The sequence below is a fragment of the Brevibacterium sp. W7.2 genome, from assembly GCF_018137945.1.
GTDB classification, from domain to species: domain Bacteria; phylum Actinomycetota; class Actinomycetes; order Actinomycetales; family Brevibacteriaceae; genus Brevibacterium; species Brevibacterium sanguinis.
The window spans coordinates 1,978,585-1,998,037 of the sequence record NZ_CP073089.1; the positions used below are offsets into that span (position 1 = coordinate 1,978,585).

A 19,453-nucleotide genomic window follows, 5' to 3' on the forward strand; every position below is an offset into this window, starting at 1 on the left:
GATCACAGAATCACGAGATTGGGGCACCAATCCGGGGATTTCGCTACATCGTGTAGAAATTTCTCCTCCGAAACCTGGGTAAAAGGTGAAAACTCACCCCGAGACGGGTAATAATGGTGGGGTGTCAACTGCCACTGCATCCCAGACAGCGCCAGCGCATCCGGTAGTCAATCGCCCGAATGTGACCACGGTGGGCTTCATCGTGTTCCTCGCGAGCGACCTGATGTTCTTTGCCGCGCTTTTCGCCATGTACTTCACCATCCGATCCGTCGTCCCGGGTCTGTGGGAGACGCAGACCGAGCTGCTGAACGTCCCGTTCGCGCTCGGCAACACCATCATCCTGGTGTCGTCGTCCTTCACCTGTCAGATGGGCGTGTTCGCGGCTGAGCGGTTCCGGCCCCGCCGGACCGGAGGGCTGTTCAACATCGCCAAGTGGGGCATGATCGAGTGGTTCTACCTCACGTTCCTCCTCGGCGCGGTCTTCGTCTCGGGTCAGGTCATGGAGTACGCGGAGCTCGTGCGCGAGGGTCTGTCGATCGACACCGACGGATACGGTTCGGTCTTCTACCTGACCACCGGCTTCCACGGCCTCCACGTCACCATCGGACTCATCTGCTTCCTGCTCGTCATCGGACGCGCCTACGGGGCGAAGAAGTTCGGCCACCACGAAGCCACATTCGCGATCTGCGTGTCCTACTACTGGCACTTCGTCGATGTCGTCTGGATCGGCCTCTTCGGCGTCATCTACCTCCTCCAGTAGTCCACCGCCGACACGGTCACCCGGACATCAGAAACTTCAAGCAAAGGACTTTCCCGTGAAGCTTTTAGCAGATCGCCGCAGACACCCGATGGCACTCGTCGTGCTGCTCCTCGTGGGCCTGCTGCTGACCGGCGGAGCGTATGCTCTCTTCACTCAGACCTCGAGCGCCAAGGCACAGACCGCCAGCGCCTCTGACATCGAAGAGGGCCAGAAGCTCTTCGCCGCGAACTGCGCAACGTGCCACGGCCTCAATGCCGAAGGCACGAAGGCCGGCCCCGGTCTCATCGGCGTCGGCGCGGCGGCCGTCGACTTCCAGGTCGGCACCGGTCGCATGCCCCTGCAGGCCAACGGCCCGCAGGCCCCAGTCAAGGAACCCCAGTTCGATGAGGAGCAGACCGGGCAGCTGGCAGCGTACGTCGCTTCTCTGGGACCGGGACCGGCGATCCCCGAAGCCCAGTACATCGATCCCGAGAAGGGCGACCCCGCCGTCGGCGGCGGCCTCTTCCGCACCAACTGCGCGATGTGCCACAACGTCGTCGGCGCCGGTGGCGCGCTGACCCGGGGCAAGTACGCCCCGAACCTCCAGGATGTCTCGCCCAAGCACCTCTACGAGGCGATGCAGACCGGACCGCAGAACATGCCCATCTTCAACGACGCGAACCTCACTCCCGAGGACAAGCGGGACATCATCTCCTACGTCCGGGAAGTCTCTGAGAACCCGTCCCCCGGCGGCTTCAAGCTCGGTTCGCTCGGACCAGTGGCCGAGGGCCTCTTCATCTGGTTCTTCGGACTCGCAGCAGTCATCGGTCTGACCGTATGGCTCTCATCGAGAGCGAAATGAGCACAGCGTTGTTGACCACATTCCATTACGAGATTAGACGGGGAAATATTCGATGACCTCGAAAGAGCACTCCGGCGGCGGCAGCCAGCTCGAGGAGTTGAACGGGTTCACCAACCCGGGCCTGCCCGAACACAAGCCGCGTCTGTCCGACTCGGACCCCCGCGCCCAGAAGGTCGCGGAGCGTCAGGTCGCCTTCTGGTTCATGCTGTCGATGGTCGGCACGATCTGGTTCATCGTCGCGTACTTCCTCTTCCCCCTGGGTGAGGAGATGCAGAGCATCCGCATCGCCAACATGATGGTCGGCCTCGGTGCCGCCCTGGCGATGTTCTCCCTCGGTGCCGGCGCGGTGCTGTGGGCGAAGAACCTCATGAGCGATCACGAGGGCATCGACGAACGTCACGACATCAGCGGCAGCGAAGAGGATCAGGCGATCGCGCTCGAGATCCTCCACCAGGCCAAGGAGGAGTCGGGCATCGCCCGTCGTCCGCTCCTGCGCAACACGCTCATCGCAGCGCTGGCGATCGCTCCCCTGCCCGCGATCCTCGTCTTCCGCGACCTCGGGCCGCTGCCCGGCGACGCCCTGTTCAAGACCCTGTGGGGTGAGGGCGTGCGACTCATCCGCGATCCGGGCGGCATTCCCAGCCCCGATTCGGAGCGCCCTATCAAGGCCGAGGACGTCACGATCGGCTCCGCCTACCACGTGCTGCCCTCCGGCATCGGCGACGAGTCCAACGCCGGTCACGCGCTCGACGAGAAGGCGAAGGCCGCCGTTCTCCTCATGCGCATCGACCCCAAGGAGCTCAAAGAGGATCCGGCACGCGCCGACTGGTCGCACGACGGCATCGTCGCGTACTCGAAGATCTGCACCCATGTCGGCTGCCCGGTGGCCCTCTACGAGCACCAGACCCACCATCTGCTCTGCCCGTGCCACCAGTCGACGTTCGACGTGACCGAGCACTGCAAGGTCATCTTCGGCCCGGCGAAGCGCCCGCTGCCGCAGCTGCCCATCCGGGTGGACAGCGAAGGCTACCTGGTCGCGCAGTCGGACTTCCCTGAGCCTGTCGGACCTACGTTCTGGGAGATCAATCACCCATGAGTACTACACAGCCCACAACAACCGTCGGGAAGCTGACGAACTTCACCGAACAGCGCGTCGGGGCATCCGTCCTCGTCCGCGAGTTCGGGCGCAAGATCTTCCCGTCGCACTGGTCCTTCATGCTCGGCGAGGTCGCCCTCTACAGCTTCGTCATCGTCGTCCTCTCGGGCACGTTCCTCACGTTCTTCTTCCAGCCCGCGATGGGCGAGCTCCACTACGAGGGACCCTGGGTGCCGTTGCGCGGCGTCCAGATCTCCGAGGCCTATGATTCGACGCTGGCGATCTCCTTCGAGATCCGCGGCGGGCTCTTCATCCGCCAGATGCACCACTGGGGCGCCCTGCTCTTCGTTGCGGCACTGAGCCTCCACATGCTGCGCGTGTTCTTCACGGGTGCCTTCCGCAAGCCGCGCGAGCTCAACTGGGTCGTCGGCGTGCTGCTCCTCATCCTCGCGATGGCTGCCGGCTTCACCGGCTACTCGCTGCCGGACGACCTGCTCTCGGGCAACGGCCTGCGCATCATCGACGGCATCCTCAAGTCGCTGCCGCTGGTCGGCACCTACATCTCGTTCTTCCTCTTCGGCGGCGAGTTCCCGGGTGTCGACATCGTGTCGCGACTGTACTCGCTGCACATCATGATCGTCCCGGCGCTGCTCATCGCGCTCATCGGCATCCACCTCATCTTCGTCGTCGTCCACAAGCACACGCAGTGGCCCGGCGCCGGACACACCGAGAAGAACGTCGTCGGCGAACCCGTCCTCCCGACGTTCGCTGCGAAGGGCGGAGGATTCTTCTTCCTCATCTTCGGTCTCATCTCCGTCATCTCGGCACTGTTCACGATCAACCCGATCTGGAACTACGGACCGTACGACCCCTCCCCCGTCTCCGCCGGCACGCAGCCGGACTGGTACATCGGCTGGGCCGACGGCTTCCTCCGCATCGTGCCGGGCTGGTTCGAGTTCTACATCGCCGGCTGGCCGATCTCGTTCAACATCAACAGCGCCGTGCTCGTCATGGGCGGTGTGTTCGCCGCGATGTTCGTCTACCCGTTCTTCGAGGCCTGGCTGCTCAAGGACAACCGCGAGCACCACATCCTCGACCGTCCGCGCAACAACCCCACCCGCACCGCCATCGGTGTCGCAGGCATCATCTTCTACTGCAACATGTGGGCTGCCGCGTCGGGTGACATCATCGCCGTGTTCTTCCACATGTCGCTCAACGACATGATCTACATCTTCCGCGCGCTCTTCTTCATCGGCCCGGTCATCGGCTACATCGTGACCAAGCGCATGTGCCTCGCACTGCAGCGCAAGGACCGTGAGGTCGCTCTGCACGGTCGGGAGACGGCGAACATCATCCGCCTCCCCCACGGCGAGTTCCTCGAGCGTCACGAGGCGCTCCCGCCGAACAAGCTGTGGAAGCTCACCGCGTTCGAATCGCCGCACTACATCCCGCCGCAGCCGAACGCCGAGGGCAAGGTGACCAAGCTCGAGAAGTTCCGCGCCCGCCTGTCGAAGTTCTTCTTCGAAGATCGTGTGGCACCGGTGACGAAGACCGAGCTCGAGGCCTCGCACCACGACCACGGAGCGGTCGAAGGCGCGGATCAGAAGTCGATCAGCCACTGATCGTCACGGTTCGGACTCCGGTGAGAGTCGGATCCTGACCCGCTGACTCCGGTCGGACTCAAGAGGGCCCAGCACATCGCGTGCTGGGCCCTCTCGCGTACACCCGCCCACCGTCCCGCTCCCCCGGCTTCACGGCCGCGAGAACGCCCTGCCGGCGGGTGCACCTGGCGTTCGGCTGATCGACGGCGTCCGCGATCTCCCCGCGCTCATCTCCCCTGCGCTCATCTCTCCTGTCCTGCGCGAGCCGTCACGGTGAACCGCAGGCGGCCGAACAGCCAGGCGGCCCCTCAATCAACAGTTCGCTTGAAAATGTGGTCCCCGAAGGCGAGATATTCACGCCAAGTGTTGAATGAGCGGCCGGTGAGTCGCCGAAGCGATGACAAACGCGCTCAGTGTTGAACGAGCGGGGCGATTTCGGCGCGGAGTGCGGCCGGCACGATCCTTCGCGGTGGTGAACCCCGCGGCTGAACAATCTCAAGGCCGCGTTGCCGGCGAGACCACTCCCCTGACCACGACGGACTCCCTCGTCGACGCGAAGGAACCGGTGGGCTGGGACTCTCTCAACGGTACTGCTGAGGACGCCGGTTTCCTCGTAGGGATGGTTCGTTCGCCGCTGTGTACGCTGTTCACTGACCGTCGCACGAGATCGCTGTGGCCCGTCCTCCTCGGAGGTGCTCTGGTGGCGTGAACGATCACTCCAAAGGAGGGTGCGCCGACTGCGAACGGTGCTCTTGCGATCCCACCGTCATTGAGGCGGTCCACCTCAACGACGGTGCGACGGATCCGCGCGACCGCCTCGGCGCAGGGTCAGCGAAGCAGACGGCGCGACCGCACCGCTTTCGACCGACGCGCGCCTCCGACCATCCGCCACCCCGTCATCGGCCAACGCGTCGACGACTACGGCGACCGTCGTGCCGACCACTACGCGGAGCACGATGTTCACCGCCCTGGACGGGTAGGAGATGACGCTCCGTCGCTCTCTCGCCGTCTCACCACCCCACCGAGGCGGCGGTGGCGTGAATGCGCGAAGGCCCGGACTCGTGAGAGTCCGGGCCTTGACGTCTGAGCGGAGCATCAGCGATGCGTGCCGCTCAAGTGGCGATCAGTGGGCGAATCCGCCGCGATCGTGCTCGTACGAGATGCCGACGAGCGCGATGATGCCGAGCACGGCACCGAACGGGAAGATCCACCAGCCCATGGCGATGCCGTAGAACGAGACGGCACCGGCAGCGGCACAGACGATCGGCCACCAGCTCCACGGGCTGAAGAAGCCGTAGTCGGCATCCGCATCCGAGATCTCGGCGGTCTCGGTGTCCTGGGGCTGACGGCCGACGCGACGGTCGGTCAGCCACAGGTACACGCCGATCATGATCGACATGACGCCCACGAGGAGGAGGGCCGGGAAGCCCACCATCTCGTTGAAATGGGTGACGAAGCCGTAGATGACAGCCATGATCATGAAGAAGATGCCGCAGTAGACGAAGAGATTGATCGAAGCCTTCACTTGGCAGCACCTCCGGTGAGCTGAGGTTCAGCGTGGCCGTGTCCGGCGTATTCGAGAAGCTCAGGATGGTTGACGTCGAATGCCGGACGCTCCGAGCGGATGCGGGGCAGCGACGTGAAGTTGTGGCGCGGGGGCGGGCACGAGGTCGCCCATTCGAGCGAACCGCCGTAGCCCCACGGGTCGTCGACGGTGACCTTCGGCGCGTTGCGCGCCGTGATCCACACGTTCCAGAAGAACGGAACCATCGAGAGACCGAGCAGCATCGCGCCGACCGTCGACACCTGGTTCATCCAGGTGAAGCCGTCCTGCGGCAGGTAGTCGGCATAACGACGGGGCATGCCGTCGACACCGAGCCAGTGCTGGACGAGGAAGGTGCCGTGGAAGCCGATGAACAGCATCCAGAAGTGGATGTGTCCGAGCTTCTCGTTGAGCATCTTGCCCGTCCACTTCGGCCACCAGAAGTAGAAGCCGGCGAACATCGCGAACACGACCGTGCCGAAGACGACGTAGTGGAAGTGCGCGACGACGAAGTACGAGTCCGACACCGACTGGTCGAGCGCCGGGCTGGCGAGGATGACGCCCGTGAGACCACCGAAGAGGAAGGTCACGAGGAAGCCGATCGCCCACACCATGGGTGTCTCGAACGTGATCGAGCCTCGCCACATCGTGCCGATCCAGTTGAAGAACTTCACACCGGTCGGAATCGCGATGAGCATCGTCATGAAGGCGAAGAACGGCAGCGCCACCACGCCGGTGACGTACATGTGGTGCGCCCACACGGTCACGGACAGGGCCGCGATCGAGATCGTCGCGAAGACGAGCTCCTTGTAGCCGAACACCGGTTTTCGACTGAAGACAGGGATGATCTCCGTGATGATGCCGAAGAACGGCAGGGCGATGACGTAGACCTCCGGATGCCCGAAGAACCAGAACAGGTGCTGCCAGAGTATCGGTCCGCCGTTGCCCGGACTGAACACATGCGAGCCCAGGATGCGGTCGGAGGCGAGGACGAGCAGGGCCGCAGCCAGGGGCTGGAAGGCCATGAGCACGAGGATGCCGGTGATGAGGACGTTCCAGCTGAAGATCGGCATGCGGAACATCGTCATGCCCGGGGCGCGCATCGTGATGATCGTCGTGATGAAGTTGACCGAGCCGAGGATCGTGCCGAAGCCCTGCAGCGCGAGGCCGAGGACCCAGAGATTGCCGCCGGCGCCTGGTGTGAATGTCGTATTGCTCAATGGCGCATAGGCTGTCCACCCGAATGCCGCCGCACCCTGCGGGGTGAGGAAGCCCGACAGCGCGACGAGGCTGCCGAAGAGGTAGAGCCAGAAGGCGAACGCGTTGAGTCGCGGGAACGCCACGTCGGGCGCACCGATCTGCAGCGGCATGATGACGTTCGCGAATCCGGCGAAGAGCGGGGTGGCGAACATCAGCAGCATGAGCGTGCCGTGCATGGTGAACAGCTGGTTGTACTGTTCCTTCGTCTCCACGATCTGCATTCCGGGCTCGAAGAGCTCGAGACGGATGATGAGCGCCATCACGCCGCCGATGCAGAAGAAGAAGAACGAGCCGATCAGATACATGTACCCGATGGTCTTGTGATCCGTCGACGTGATCCAGTCGACGATGATCTTGCCCTTGCTCCGGGGTACGACCGGAGCGTCGAGAGCCGGTTTCTCAGCTGTCGCGGTCATTCTTGAGCACCTTCTTTCGGGTACCAGTTGCGATCGTACTCAGGCCCGAGCTGACCGGTGTTGCCCTGATCAGCCAGAGACTGCGTGTACTCGTCGAACTCCGCCTGCGAGACGACCTTGACGTTGAAGAGCATCTCGGAGTGGTATTCACCGCAGAGTTCGGCACACTTGCCGACGAAGTCGCCTTCCTTCTCGGCACGCAGATACAGGCTCTGGTCGTTGCCGGGGATCATGTCGCGCTTCTCGAGGAAGGCGGGGACCCAGAAGGAGTGGATGACGTCACGCGAGTGGAGCTTGATCTCCAGGTCGGTGTTGACGGGGAGGTAGAGAGTGGGGGCGTTCTCGCCCGGTGCTGCGGTGCCGTCCAGCGGCACCTGCGTGCCGGCGTAGTAGACGTCCTGGTTGACGTAGTTGAAGTCCCACGCCCACTGCTTGGCGGCCACCTCGATGACCTGCGTGCCCGGGGTCCGGTCGTCGGTCGTCTTCGCCATGACCTGGACGTTCTGGAAGAAGAATCCGAGGACGAGGATGACGGGGGTCACCGTGAAGAGGATCTCGATGGGCATGCTGTAGCGCATCTGCACCGGCAGGCCGCGATCGTTCTTGCGGCGACGGTAGGCGACGATGGCCCACAGGATCAGACCCCAGACGATGAGCCCCACGATCATCGAAGCGATCCACGCCCCGTTCCACAGCGAGGTGTAGGCCTCGGTGTGGTTGGTCGCGCCCTTCGACTCAAGGGGGAAGAAACCGTTGGCAATCTGCTCTTTCGTACATCCCGAGAGCAACACCGGCAGAACCACGGCGCCCAGAATGCCGAGCCGCTTCGCCCAGGACCGGCGCGGTCCTGGCTGATTCGGAGAATCCACGTGCAGCCTTTCACAACCATCTTCGCCGTTCGGCAGGCCGAAAGACGAGTACGTACTTTGTCATCTAACAGACTACCGCTACACACGGTAGAAATTCACATGCAGATGTTCATTTGTTGAGAATTCGCTGAGCACGATTGCCGCGGAGCGCGGATTCTAGGCGCGCGGCGTAGTCGAGACCGCTGATCTCCGACACGCCGAGGGTCGCCAGATGTGGTGTCTGCCACTGTGTGTCGATGAGCCAATCGGGACCATCGTCCGAGGTGGCGCCGTCGGTTCGGGGGCCGCCTGCGACCCGCGCCGGATCCGGTTCCTGCTCGCCGTCGAGGAGGGCGACGAGATGGACGAGTGCGGCCTTCGAGGCGTCGCGATCGCGGTGGAACATCGACTCCCCGGCGAAGAGGGATCCGATGGCGACGCCGTAGAGTCCGCCGACGAGGCGGCCGTCCCGGCGCACCTCGATCGAATGCGCCCAGCCGTCGTCGAAGAGGCCCTCGTAGAGGCCGATGATCTCCCGGGTGATCCAGCCGCCGGGACGGCTCGGTTCGGCGCAGCCGCGGATGACTTCGCCGAAGGATTCGTCGACGGTGAACTCGAATCCGCGCAGCGACTTGCGCAGGCTCTTGCTCACCCTGAGGTCGCCGGGCAGGAGGACACCGCGACGGCGCGGGCCCCACCACCCCATGCGACCGCTGCCGCCGCGGCCGATGCCCATCGGGAAGAGTCCGGCCCGATATGCGGAAAGGACCTGGCGATCTGTGGCCGTCGTCGTGACGGCGCGCAGATCCTCCAGGTCCATTTCGTCAGTGCTGCGGTGCGGCTGCCGGGTGGGCGGTTCCGCTCAGTGGAACGAGTCGCCGCAGGCGCACGATCCGCCCGCATTCGGGTTGTCGATCGTGAAGCCCTGCTTCTCGATGGTGTCGGAGAAGTCGATGGTCGAGCCGTTGAGGTAGGGCACGCTCATCCGGTCGACGATGACCTCGACGCCGTCGAAGTCGCGCACGGCATCCCCGTCGAGGTGACGCTCGTCGAAGTAGAGCTGGTAGATCAGACCCGAGCAGCCGCCGGGCTGGACGGCCACGCGCAGGCGCAGATCGTCACGGCCCTCCTGCTGCAGGAGGCTGCGCACCTTGTCCGCAGCGGTCGTCGAGAGTTCGACCTCGTGCGTGGCAGTGGCTTCGTTCGTCGCTGTCATTGGTACTCCTTCATAGTTCCTGGGCCCAGGCTACACCGCGTTCAACGCGGATCATCCGGGACCTATTCCCCCGCGTGCCGAAATCCTCGGCGCTCACGCCTGCGCTGCCGTGTCCTGCGCCGTGTCGCCGGTGCCGAGACCCTGACGTCCGAGAGCGTCGAGGAGGAGCGTCTCGGCGACGATCGCGGCCTTGAAGTCGGGCAGGTAGAGGGATTCGTTGGCGCTGTGGGCCCGGGCGTCGGGGTCCTCGACGCCGGTGACGAGGATCGAGGCCTGCGGGAAGACCTCGAGGAGGTCGGCGATGAACGGGATCGAGCCGCCGATGCCCATCGTCACCGCTTCGGTCCCCCACGCCTCGGTGAGCGCGGCCCGGGCGACCCGGACGGCGGGATCGTCGAGGTCGGCCTGCCAGGGGCTGCCGCCCTCGGTCGCCCCGATGCTCAGGGTCGCGCCGAAGGGCAGATTGTCCTCGAGGTGCTTCGTCACCGCCGCGACAGCGCTCTCCGGGGTGTCCCCGGGGGCGAGGCGGATGGAGAGCTTGGCCCGCAGGCTCGGCTGCAGGGTGTTCGAGGAGACGTCGACGTCGGGGATGTCGAGGCCGATGACGGTGATCGACGGCTGCGTCCACATCCGCGAGGCCAGGCTCCCGGTGCCGATGAGCGCGGTGCCGGGCAGGACACCGGAGTCCTCCCGGACCGTGGCCTCGGCGTAGTCGATCGGGGATTCGGGAACGGCGGCGAGTCCGGCCACCGCGACCGCACCGTCGTCGTCGTGGAGGCTCGCGAGCACCTTCGTCATCGCGAGCATCGCATCGGGCACCACTCCCCCGTACATGCCCGAATGCACGGCGTGGTCGAGCGTGGAGACCTCGAATTCGAGGGCGCACATCCCGCGCAGGCTCGTCGTCAGGGCCGGGGTGCCGGCAGCCCAGTTGCCCGAGTCGGCGACGACGATGACGTCGGCGGCGAGCTTGTCGCGGTGGCGTTCGAGGAAGTTCCGGAAGCTCGGGCTGCCCGCCTCCTCCTCCCCTTCGATGAAGAGGCGCACCCCGACGCCGAGGCGGTCGGCGAGCAGCCGCAGAGCCGTGAGGTGGACCATGATCCCGGCCTTGTCGTCGGCGGCGCCGCGACCGAAGAGACGGTCCCCCTTCCGCGTCGCGACGAACGGCTCGGTGTCCCAGGCCTCGTCGCGGCCGGGCGGCTGGACGTCGTGATGGGCGTAGAGGAGCACCGTGGGTGCGCCCGCAGGCGCCGGCGCCGAGGCGACGACGGCGGGGTAGCCGGGGGTGCCGTCCGCTGTGTCGGCGGTGAGGATCTCGACGTCGAGGCCGAGGTCGCGGGCGAGGGCGGCGACCGCCTCGGCGCTGGCCGTGACCGCAGCGGGATCGAAGCTCGGCCAGGCCACGGACGGGATCGCCACGAGGTCGGTGAGCGTGTCGAGGATGTCGTCGAAGATCTCGTCGACGCGGGTGTGCAGGGAGGCGCCGTCAAGCGCGGAAGTCGATTCGGTCATGGTCCAACGGTAGTATTGAAAGGGTGTTCGGAAGCAAAAAGACTCACGAGGACAACGACTCCTCCACGACGCCAGACGACGACCTCACCGCAGGCGAGGCCAGCCCTCGTGATGCGGAAGCGAAGAAGGGACGTCCCACCCCCAAGCGCAGCCAGCAGGAATCGATGCGGCGCCAGCCGCTGGTCTCGAAGGATCGCAAGGTGGCGAACCAACGAGCCAAGGAGCAGCAGCGCAAGGAGCGCGACCGGGCGCGCATCGGGATGATGAACGGTGAGGAGAAGTACCTCACCCGCCGTGACCGGGGCCCGCAGCGCCGCTACGTCCGCGATTTCGTCGACGCCCGCTTCTCGATCGGGGAGCTCTTCATCCCCGCTGCGATCCTCATCCTCGTCGTCGCCTTCACCCAGCCCGTGGCGATCCAGCAGTACTTCACGTACGCGGTGTGGGGTCTGCTCGCGCTCGTCATCCTCGACGGCTTCATCCTCAACTACATCCTCAAGGGACGCCTGCGGGCGAAGTTCGGCACGGTCGAGCGCGGCCTGCCGTTCTACGCGGTCATGCGCAGCGTCCAGCTGCGGCCGCTGCGCATGCCCAAGCCGCAGGTCAAGCGCCGCCAGTACCCCGAGTGAGCAGGCGGGTCCGCCCGCCGGAGCGGATGATCCTCCCGGGCCAGAACGGGCCCGAGTAGATCATCTCCGAATAGACCTGAACGAGATCGGCGCCCGCTGCCAGGCGGGCGTCGACGTCGTTTCCGTCGCCGATGCCGCCGACGGAGACGATCGTCAGCTCCCCGCTCACCGTCGCGGCCACGAGGCGGAGCACCTCGAGGGAGCGCGGAGCCAGGGGGCGCCCGGAGATGCCTCCGGCCTGGGAGCGGGCGAACTCGGCCTCCGGTCCGGTGAGCACATCGCGGTCGATCGTCGTGTTCGTCACGATGAGACCGTCGGCGCCGGTGCGCACCGCGAGGTCGCAGATGTCGACGACGTCCTCGTCGGAGAGGTCCGGGGCGATCTTGACGAGCAGCGGGACATGACCGAGGGTCGACCGGGGTGTGGCCACCACCTCGGCGGCGGCCTCCCTGACCGCGGTGATGATCGGTTCGAGGCTCGCCACGGACTGGAGGTCGCGCAGACCGGGGGTGTTCGGGGAGCTGACGTTGATGACGAGGTAGTCGGCCAGCGGGGCGAGCTCCCGAGTCGAGGCGACGTAGTCGGCGACCGCCTCGGCGGCCGGCACGACCTTCGTCTTGCCGATGTTGACGCCGATGATCGGACGGTGCCGGGCGGGCAGCGCGGTGAGGGCTCGACGCTGAGCGGTGATGTTGAACGACGCCTGCCGGGCCCCGTCGTTGTTGAACCCCATCCGGTTGAGCAGTGCGTGGTTGCGCAGGAGCCGGAAGAGCCGCGGCCGCTCATTGCCCGGCTGGGCGTGGGCGGTGATCGTGCCCACTTCGATGTGCCCGAAGCCCAGCGCCGACAGGGCGCGGATGCCGACGCCGTTCTTGTCGAAGCCGGCGGCCAGGCCCACCCGGTTGGGGAAGGGGAGGCCGAGGACCTCGACGGGGGCGCTGGTGCCCCGGGCGACGACGAGGCGCAGCAGCCGGCCGAGCAGCGGGATCCGGTCGAGGATCCGGAGTGCGGAGAACGAGAGATGGTGCGCGCGCTCGGCGTCCATCGGGCGGAAGACGAGAGAGAAGATGAGTCGGTACACGCCTCAACAATAGGCCAGTGCCCGGTGCCCGACGTGCTCCGAACACGACCTCGGCGGGTTTTGCGACTAGGATCGAGACAACGCTCAACGACGAAGAAAGGGATTCCATGCCCGGTGCCACCACCCCCAGCAGCTACGCTTCGACGACCCCCACGAAGGTGAGTGCAGCCGTCCTCGTCCTCGGCGTGGCCGACGGCTCGGTCCGCGGCCTCGACTCCGCGAAGACGGTGCGCACCGCTGTCGACGACGCGGCCCGGGCCATCGAATTCACCGGGAAGGCCGGATCCACCGCGCGCATCCCCGCGTCGAAGGGCGTGACCGCCGAGAGCATCCTCCTCGTCGGTCTCGGCGACATCGATGCAGCGAGCGCCGACGACGATGCCGCGGCCGCGAACGAAGTCCTCCGCCGGGCCGCCGGTGCCGCACTGCGCGCACTCTCGGGCGCCTCCTCGATCGCCGTGGCCCTGCCCGTCGACTCCCCCGCCGCCGTCGAAGCCGTCACCGTCGGGGCCGCCCTCGGCGCCTACCGCTTCACGACGTACCGTTCCGGAGACGACGACCGCGTGCCCGGCCCCGTCACGGTGCTCGGCCCGAAGGGCAAGACGTACGCAGCGGCCCACGAAGCCGGCACGATCATCGCCGCGGCGACGAACGCCGCCCGCGACCTCGTCAACACGCCCCCGCTCGACCTCTACCCGGAGTCCTTCGCCCAGCTCGTCAAGGACCAGGCGAAGTCCCGCAAGGTCAAGGTCACCGTGCTCGGTGAGAAAGAGCTCGCCGCCGGCGGCTACGGCGGACTCATCGGCGTCGGTCAGGGGTCGACCCGCGGACCGCGCCTCGTCAAGGTCGAGTACAACCCGAAGAAGGCCCGCCGTCACATCAGCTTCGTCGGCAAGGGCATCACCTTCGACTCCGGCGGTCTCTCCCTCAAGCCGGCCGCGAGCATGGAGGACATGAAGTCCGATATGGCCGGCGCCGCCGCCGTCGTCGAAGCGGTCTTCGCGATCGCCGACCTCGGACTGCCCGTCCGGGCCACCGCCTGGCTGCCGCTCGCGGAGAACATGCCCGGCTCCTCGGCGCAGCGTCCCTCGGACGTGCTCACCATGCGCAGCGGCAAGACCGTCGAGGTGACGAACACCGACGCCGAAGGTCGTCTCGTCCTCGCCGACGCGCTCACCGACGCCGGGGCGGAGAACCCCGACCTCCTCATCGACGTCGCCACCCTGACCGGTGCGCAGATCGTCGCCCTCGGCAACCGCACCTCCGGGGTCATGGGCACTCCCGCGGCCCGCACGACGGTCGCCGAACGGGCCGCCGTGGCCGGTGAGGACGTCTGGCCGATGCCGATCCCCGAGGAGATGCTCTCCGGTTTCGACTCGACCGCCGCCGATCTCAAGAACTCCGGTCCGCGCCCCGGCGGCATGCTCGCCGCCGCCGCCTTCCTCCAGGAGTTCGTCGCCGATGACGCCGAATGGGCGCACATCGACATCGCCGGACCGAGCTTCAACACCGGTTCGGCCTTCGGCTACACCCCGGCCGCGGCGACCGGTGCCGCTGTGCGCACGCTCGTCGAGATCGCCCGCGACGCCGACTGACCAGCATCCCCGCGCCTGACCCCGGTCGCAGAGCTCTGCGCCCGGGGCGGGTCGGGAGTGATGCTCCCCACCTGTGGCGCAACAGACACCGTTTGCTTTCGCCCCTGGCGAGAAAAGTGGAAAGATAAGAGGGAAAGCTGCCCTTGGCAGGCTTGACCACAGCTACGAGGAGTAATCCGTGAGTGACGCATTGACCTATGACCTTGTCGTCCTCGGCGGCGGACCCGGCGGCTATGCCGCTGCTCTGCGCGCCGCAGAACTCGATATGAAGGTCGCCCTCATCGAACAGGACAAGGTTGGCGGGACGTGCCTGCACCGTGGCTGTGTGCCGACCAAGGCGCTCCTCCACACCGCGGAGATCGCCGATGCCGCGAAGGACTCGGAGACGTTCGGCGTGCAGGCGGAGTTCAAGGGCATCGACATCGACAAGGTGCTCGACTACAAGAACAACGTCATCAACCGCAACTACAAGGGTCTCCAGGGCCTCGTCAAGGCCCGCGGCATCGACACCTACATCGGCAAGGGCAAGCTCGTCGGTGAGGACACCGTCGAGGTCACCGGCGACGACGAGCACTACACGCTCAAGGGCAAGAACATCATCCTCGCCACCGGTTCGACGTCGAAGACCATCGGCCTCGACGTCACCGACCGGGTCATCACCTCCACCGAGGCCCTGCAGCTGGCGACCGTGCCGAAGTCGGTCATCGTCCTCGGCGGCGGCGTCATCGGCGTCGAGTTCGCCAGCGTGTGGAACTCCTACGGTGCCGACGTCACGATCGTCGAGGGCCTGCCCCACCTCGTGGCCAACGAGGACGAGTCGATCTCGAAGGCGCTCGAGCGCGCATTCAAGAAGCGCAAGATCAACTTCAAGCTCGGCGTCATGTTCAAGGGCGTCGAGGAGACCGCCGACGGCGTCAAGGTGACGCTCGAGGACGGCACGACGCTCGAGGCCGAGTACCTCCTCGTCGCCGTCGGACGCGGTCCCGTCACCGAGGGCCTCGGCTTCGAGGAGCAGGGCATCCCGATGGATCGCGGCTTCGTCCTCGCCAACGAGCGCCTGCACACCGGGGTCGGCAACATCTACGCGATCGGCGACATCGTCCCGGGCCTCCAGCTCGCCCACCGCGGGTTCGGTCAGGGCATCTTCGTCGCCGAGGAGATCGCCGGCCTCAACCCGGCACCGATCGTCGAGAGCGGCATCCCGCGTGTCACGTACTGCGAACCGGAGATCTTCTCCGTCGGGCTCTCGGCGAAGCAGGCCGAGGAGAAGTACGGCGCGGACAACGTCGAGACGCTCGAGTACAACCTCGGCGGCAACGGCAAGTCGGTCATCCTCAACACGACCGGCTTCATCAAGGTCATCCGGGAGAAGGACGGCCCGGTCGTCGGCATCCACGGCATCGGCGCGCGTCTCAGTGAGCAGGCGGGCGAAGCACAGCTCATCGTCAACTGGGAGGCTTTCCCTGAGGAAGTCGCACAGCTCATCCATGCGCACCCGACGCAGAATGAGGCGATCGGCGAGGCTCACCTGGCCGCCGCCGGCAAACCCCTGCACTTCCACTCATAAGATCCGAGGAGACGAAAGACATGTCGAATTCCGTTCAGATGCCGGCTCTCGGTGAGTCGGTGACCGAAGGTACAGTCACCCGGTGGCTGAAGTCCGTCGGCGACACCGTCGAGGTCGACGAGCCCCTGCTCGAGGTCTCGACCGACAAGGTCGATACGGAGATTCCGAGCCCCTTCGCCGGTGTGCTCGAGAAGATCCTCGCCGACGAGGACGATGTCGTCGAGGTCGGCGGCGATCTCGCGTACATCGGCGACGGCAGCGATTCCGGATCCGCCGAGGTGGCTCCCGAGGAGGAGCCGGCGAGCGAGGCGGCCGAGGACACCAGCTCGTCGTCCGAGTCCGAGAAGACCGAGACGTCCGCAGAGTCCGCGCCCGCCGCTGACTCGCAGTCGTCGTCCGGTGAGGGCACCGAGGTGACGATGCCGGCGCTCGGCGAATCCGTCACCGAAGGCACTGTGACCCGCTGGCTCAAGGAAGTCGGCGAAGAGGTCGAGGTCGACGAACCGCTCCTCGAGGTCTCGACCGACAAGGTCGACACCGAGGTCCCCTCCCCCGTCGCCGGTGTCGTCCAGGCGCACCTCGCCGAGGAGGACGAGACCGTCGAGGTCGGCGCTCCCCTGGCGCGAATCGGATCGGGAGCTCCGGCGGAGTCGGCCCCCGCCGCCGAGGAACCGAAGCAGGAGGAGACTCCCAAGGAGGAGACTCCCAAGGAAGAGCCGAAGGAAGAGGAAGCTCCCAAGGAGGAAGCTCCCAAGGAAGAGGCCCCCAAGGAGGAGGCTCCGAAGCAGGAGACGGCCTCTGCCTCCGCCCCGGCAGCGCAGTCGGCTGCCGCCGCGCAGTCCGCTCCGGCGAAGTCGGAATCGGCACCGGCGAAGTCCGAGTCGGCGGCGGCTGACACCGTCGGAGAGAACTCCGCGTACGTCACGCCGCTCGTCCGTCGTCTCGCCAAGGATGAGGGTGTCGATCTCTCGACCGTCACCGGCACGGGAGTCGGCGGCCGCATCCGCAAGCAGGACGTCATCGCCGCAGCGGCGAACCGTCCTGCCGCAGGATCGTCGGCCCCCGCACCGGCTGCCTCCGGCGAAGCGAAGAAGCCGTTCACGCTCGAGATCCCGGAGGAGGCTGCGAAGCTGCGCGGCACCACCGAGAAGGCCTCGCGCATCCGCCAGACCATTGCGAAGCGGATGAGCGAATCGCTCGAGGTCTCGGCACAGCTCACGCAGGTCATCGAGGTCGACATGACCCGGGTGGCGAAGCTGCGCAAGGCGAACAAGGACGCGTTCCTCGACAAGCACGGCGTCAAGCTCACCTACCTGCCGTTCTTCGCGAAGGCGATCGTCGAGGCGCTCAAGCAGCACCCGAAGGTCAACGCCCAGTACGATCTCGAGTCCCAGGAGATCACGTACTTCGACCACGAGAACCTCGCGGTCGCAGTCGATACTCCGCGTGGTCTGCTCGTGCCGGTCGTCAAGGACGCCGGGGATCTCAGCATCGCGGGCCTCGCCAAGGCCATCGACGATGTCGCCGATCGCACCCGCAACAACAAGATCATGCCGGACGAGCTGTCGGGCGGCACCTTCACGGTGACGAACATCGGCTCCGTGGGTGCGCTCTTCGACACGCCGATCATCAACCAGCCGCAGATGGGCATCATCGGCACCGGTGCGATCGTGCGTCGCCCGATCGTCGTCAAGACCGCTGACGGCGAGGAGTCGATCGCGATCCGCGACATGGTCTACCTTCCGCTCACCTACAACCACCAGCTGGTCGACGGTGCGGATGCGGGACGCTTCCTGCAGACGATCAAGGCGCGTCTCGAGGATGGCAACTTCGAGGCCGACCTCGAACTCTGAGTCACCGCGATCTCAGCAGCCCGCAGGGGGCCGGTCATCGACCGGCCCCCTGCGGCATTCACGCCTCGGCCACCTCGGCGATCCGCCATTGCCCGGCATGCCGGCCGAGCGTGACGACGACGTCCTTCGCGTCGAACGTCTCCTCCTCGCCCCCGCTCTCCGCCGTCGTCGTCATCGTGGCGCTGACGACGATCTCCGCGTCCGACTGCGACTCGACGACGACATCGGTGACGGTGATCGTGTACGTCCCGCCGGAGTACGCGGCGAGGTCGATGAGCTCATCGGCTGCCGCCGCCGTCGATCCGGGCACCGTGAGCCCGGCCAGCCCCTCACCGTCACCGGCTCCGAGCGCCCGTGCGCGTTCGGCGCAGAGTTCGCCGAGGCGCTCGGCGACGGCCGTGTCACTGAGCGGCTGAGCTCTCCCGCCCCTGTCCGCGCTCTCCGCGGCGGGGTCGTCGGCGGCGACCGGCGAGGGCGACGCGTCCTCACCGGCCGACCACGCGCGGACCATGAGCACTCCGCCGAGGAGCACGACGACCATCGCCGCCCCCAGCGCGGCGCGCCTGGCCCACCGCGAGGTCACGGCAGCGCTGAGCAGGGCGACCGCCGAGGCGGCGGCGCGTCCCCGTGTCCGCCCGCGTCCGCGGGTGCCGGGGCGGTGATCGTCCGTATGGCGACCATCAGTGCCGCGACCGCCGGTACGGCGGCGGGTCGGGGCGGCCGCGTCGCCTCGGCCCTCGGCGCCCTCGCCGCGCCGGCTCGAGCGCGAGCGACCGGTCGGGCGCGAGCGGAGAGCGGCCACCGTCGACAGCCCTCGCCGCGACGCCCCGGGGCCGGCTCCCTCCCCCGCATCCGGAGAGGGCAGGACGCGGTCCGGGGCCGCCCGGGGCGTGGTCGCGCGCAGGCGGGCCGTGAGGGCCAGCGCCGGGTCGAGATCACGGGAGGCCGGGACGAGCGGAAGCACGGCAGGAGTGCCGAGGCGACCGAGCCGCGGGGTCACCTCGGCGATGACGGCCGGCAGGGAATCCTGCGCTGCGGGACTCGACTCGTCGAGGAGATCGGTGACGAGGGCCTGCAGCTCGGCGCTGCACGACTCGAGGGCGACGCCGACGGGCAGCAGGCTCTCGGTCCACGGCACCCCGTGGAGGGCGTGATAGAGCAGCTCCCCCACCGCGCGCCGAACCGGGGTCTCCAGGGTTCGGCGCACGCCGGGGATGACCCGCGGGCGCCCCTCCGCGTCGAGTCCGAAGCACGCGAGGCTGAGCCGCTCGGTCGCCGCCTCGACCTCGGCGAGTTCGGCGAAGACGCCGCGCAGCAGGGTGTGCGCTTCGCCCTCGGTGAGACCGTGGAAGGCGCGGACGACGTCGATGACGAGGCCCCCGGGCAGGACCGGGACGAGGAGCAGCCTCGCCTCCCCGGTCGGGAGGATGACCTCGGCCGTTCCGAGCACTCCGGCATCATCGGACGGATCATCGGCGCGCGCGTCGGCGCTGCGGGTCTGCTCTCCGCCGACGACACCCCAGCGGGTCTCCCCCGTGTCGTCGCCGACGCGATGGATGTCGTCGGCGATCGTCGCTTCGAAGTGCCATGTCATAGTTCGTCATCCCCGTCAATGACTGTGAATCCTGTTGGATG

Annotated in this window: 16 protein-coding genes; 8 read left to right on the plus strand and 8 right to left on the minus strand. The window is 66.9% G+C overall.

Going from position 1 to position 19,453, the window contains the following annotated elements; genetic code table 11:
• Nucleotides 1–190: 190 nt before the first annotated feature.
• The 4 genes from J9315_RS08840 to J9315_RS08855 are packed head-to-tail and all read left to right on the plus strand — an operon-like array spanning nucleotide 191 to nucleotide 4,319.
• Entirely contained in the window at nucleotides 191–760 is a 570-nt protein-coding gene (locus tag J9315_RS08840; RefSeq protein ID WP_137826142.1) for a heme-copper oxidase subunit III, read from the plus strand.
• Nucleotides 761–815: 55 nt separating this feature from the next.
• Nucleotides 816–1,601 carry a c-type cytochrome gene (locus J9315_RS08845; RefSeq protein ID WP_198498747.1) on the plus strand — a complete coding sequence of 262 codons (786 nt, stop codon included), beginning with the start codon at nucleotides 816–818 and terminating at the stop codon, nucleotides 1,599–1,601.
• Between the two features lie 52 nt (nucleotides 1,602–1,653).
• Entirely contained in the window at nucleotides 1,654–2,697 is a 1,044-nt protein-coding gene (locus J9315_RS08850; RefSeq protein WP_198498746.1) for a Rieske 2Fe-2S domain-containing protein, read from the plus strand.
• The gene (locus J9315_RS08855; RefSeq protein WP_198498745.1) at nucleotides 2,694–4,319 is read left to right on the plus strand and encodes a cytochrome bc complex cytochrome b subunit; all 1,626 of its coding nucleotides are present in this window, start codon (nucleotides 2,694–2,696) and stop codon (nucleotides 4,317–4,319) included. Before J9315_RS08850 ends, J9315_RS08855 begins: the two co-directional genes overlap by 4 nt.
• Before the next feature lie 1,102 nt (nucleotides 4,320–5,421).
• On the opposite strand, the gene J9315_RS08860 is transcribed toward J9315_RS08855, so the two are convergent.
• From J9315_RS08860 to J9315_RS08885, 6 genes are all read right to left on the minus strand, one after another.
• Entirely contained in the window at nucleotides 5,422–5,823 is a 402-nt protein-coding gene (locus J9315_RS08860; protein ID WP_198498743.1) for a cytochrome c oxidase subunit 4, read from the minus strand.
• On the minus strand, nucleotides 5,820–7,517 hold the full coding sequence (gene ctaD, locus J9315_RS08865) for a cytochrome c oxidase subunit I (RefSeq protein WP_198498742.1): 1,698 nt from the start codon (nucleotides 7,515–7,517) through the stop codon (nucleotides 5,820–5,822). The genes J9315_RS08860 and ctaD overlap by 4 nt, the downstream gene beginning before the upstream one ends.
• Nucleotides 7,514–8,386: a cytochrome c oxidase subunit II gene (gene coxB / locus J9315_RS08870; protein WP_198498741.1), complete on the minus strand. Its 873-nt coding sequence runs from the start codon at nucleotides 8,384–8,386 to the stop codon at nucleotides 7,514–7,516. The genes ctaD and coxB overlap by 4 nt, the downstream gene beginning before the upstream one ends.
• Before the next feature lie 109 nt (nucleotides 8,387–8,495).
• A complete protein-coding gene (locus J9315_RS08875; protein ID WP_211977569.1) occupies nucleotides 8,496–9,185 on the minus strand; it encodes a leucyl/phenylalanyl-tRNA--protein transferase in 690 nt (229 codons plus the stop codon).
• Between the two features lie 42 nt (nucleotides 9,186–9,227).
• Complete coding sequence (locus J9315_RS08880) at nucleotides 9,228–9,581, minus strand: iron-sulfur cluster assembly accessory protein (protein ID WP_140955028.1); 354 nt, start codon at nucleotides 9,579–9,581, stop codon at nucleotides 9,228–9,230.
• 93 nt (nucleotides 9,582–9,674) lie between these two features.
• A complete protein-coding gene (locus J9315_RS08885; protein ID WP_211977570.1) occupies nucleotides 9,675–11,093 on the minus strand; it encodes a M20/M25/M40 family metallo-hydrolase in 1,419 nt (472 codons plus the stop codon).
• A 23-nt stretch (nucleotides 11,094–11,116) separates the two neighbouring features.
• Here J9315_RS08885 and J9315_RS08890 point away from each other — a divergent pair, with 23 nt between their 5' ends.
• Nucleotides 11,117–11,722 (plus strand): DUF3043 domain-containing protein, encoded by a 606-nt coding sequence (locus J9315_RS08890; RefSeq protein ID WP_137826132.1) that lies wholly within the window; start codon nucleotides 11,117–11,119, stop codon nucleotides 11,720–11,722.
• Here the strand turns inward: J9315_RS08890 and J9315_RS08895 are convergent.
• Nucleotides 11,697–12,803: a quinone-dependent dihydroorotate dehydrogenase gene (locus J9315_RS08895; RefSeq protein ID WP_211977572.1), complete on the minus strand. Its 1,107-nt coding sequence runs from the start codon at nucleotides 12,801–12,803 to the stop codon at nucleotides 11,697–11,699. The genes J9315_RS08890 and J9315_RS08895 overlap by 26 nt on opposite strands.
• Before the next feature lie 107 nt (nucleotides 12,804–12,910).
• On the opposite strand from J9315_RS08895, the gene J9315_RS08900 reads away from it, so the two are divergent.
• The 3 genes from J9315_RS08900 (at nucleotide 12,911) to sucB (ending at nucleotide 17,818) form a co-directional block, all read left to right on the plus strand.
• Nucleotides 12,911–14,398 carry a leucyl aminopeptidase gene (locus J9315_RS08900; RefSeq protein WP_211977573.1) on the plus strand — a complete coding sequence of 496 codons (1,488 nt, stop codon included), beginning with the start codon at nucleotides 12,911–12,913 and terminating at the stop codon, nucleotides 14,396–14,398.
• Between the two features lie 178 nt (nucleotides 14,399–14,576).
• Nucleotides 14,577–15,965: a dihydrolipoyl dehydrogenase gene (gene lpdA / locus J9315_RS08905; protein ID WP_137826129.1), complete on the plus strand. Its 1,389-nt coding sequence runs from the start codon at nucleotides 14,577–14,579 to the stop codon at nucleotides 15,963–15,965.
• Between the two features lie 20 nt (nucleotides 15,966–15,985).
• The gene (sucB, locus tag J9315_RS08910) at nucleotides 15,986–17,818 is read left to right on the plus strand and encodes a 2-oxoglutarate dehydrogenase, E2 component, dihydrolipoamide succinyltransferase (RefSeq protein ID WP_211977574.1); all 1,833 of its coding nucleotides are present in this window, start codon (nucleotides 15,986–15,988) and stop codon (nucleotides 17,816–17,818) included.
• A 58-nt stretch (nucleotides 17,819–17,876) separates the two neighbouring features.
• Here the strand turns inward: sucB and J9315_RS08915 are convergent, their stop codons facing one another.
• Entirely contained in the window at nucleotides 17,877–19,412 is a 1,536-nt protein-coding gene (locus J9315_RS08915) for a hypothetical protein (protein ID WP_211977576.1), read from the minus strand.
• Between the last annotated feature and the right edge of the window lie 41 nt (nucleotides 19,413–19,453).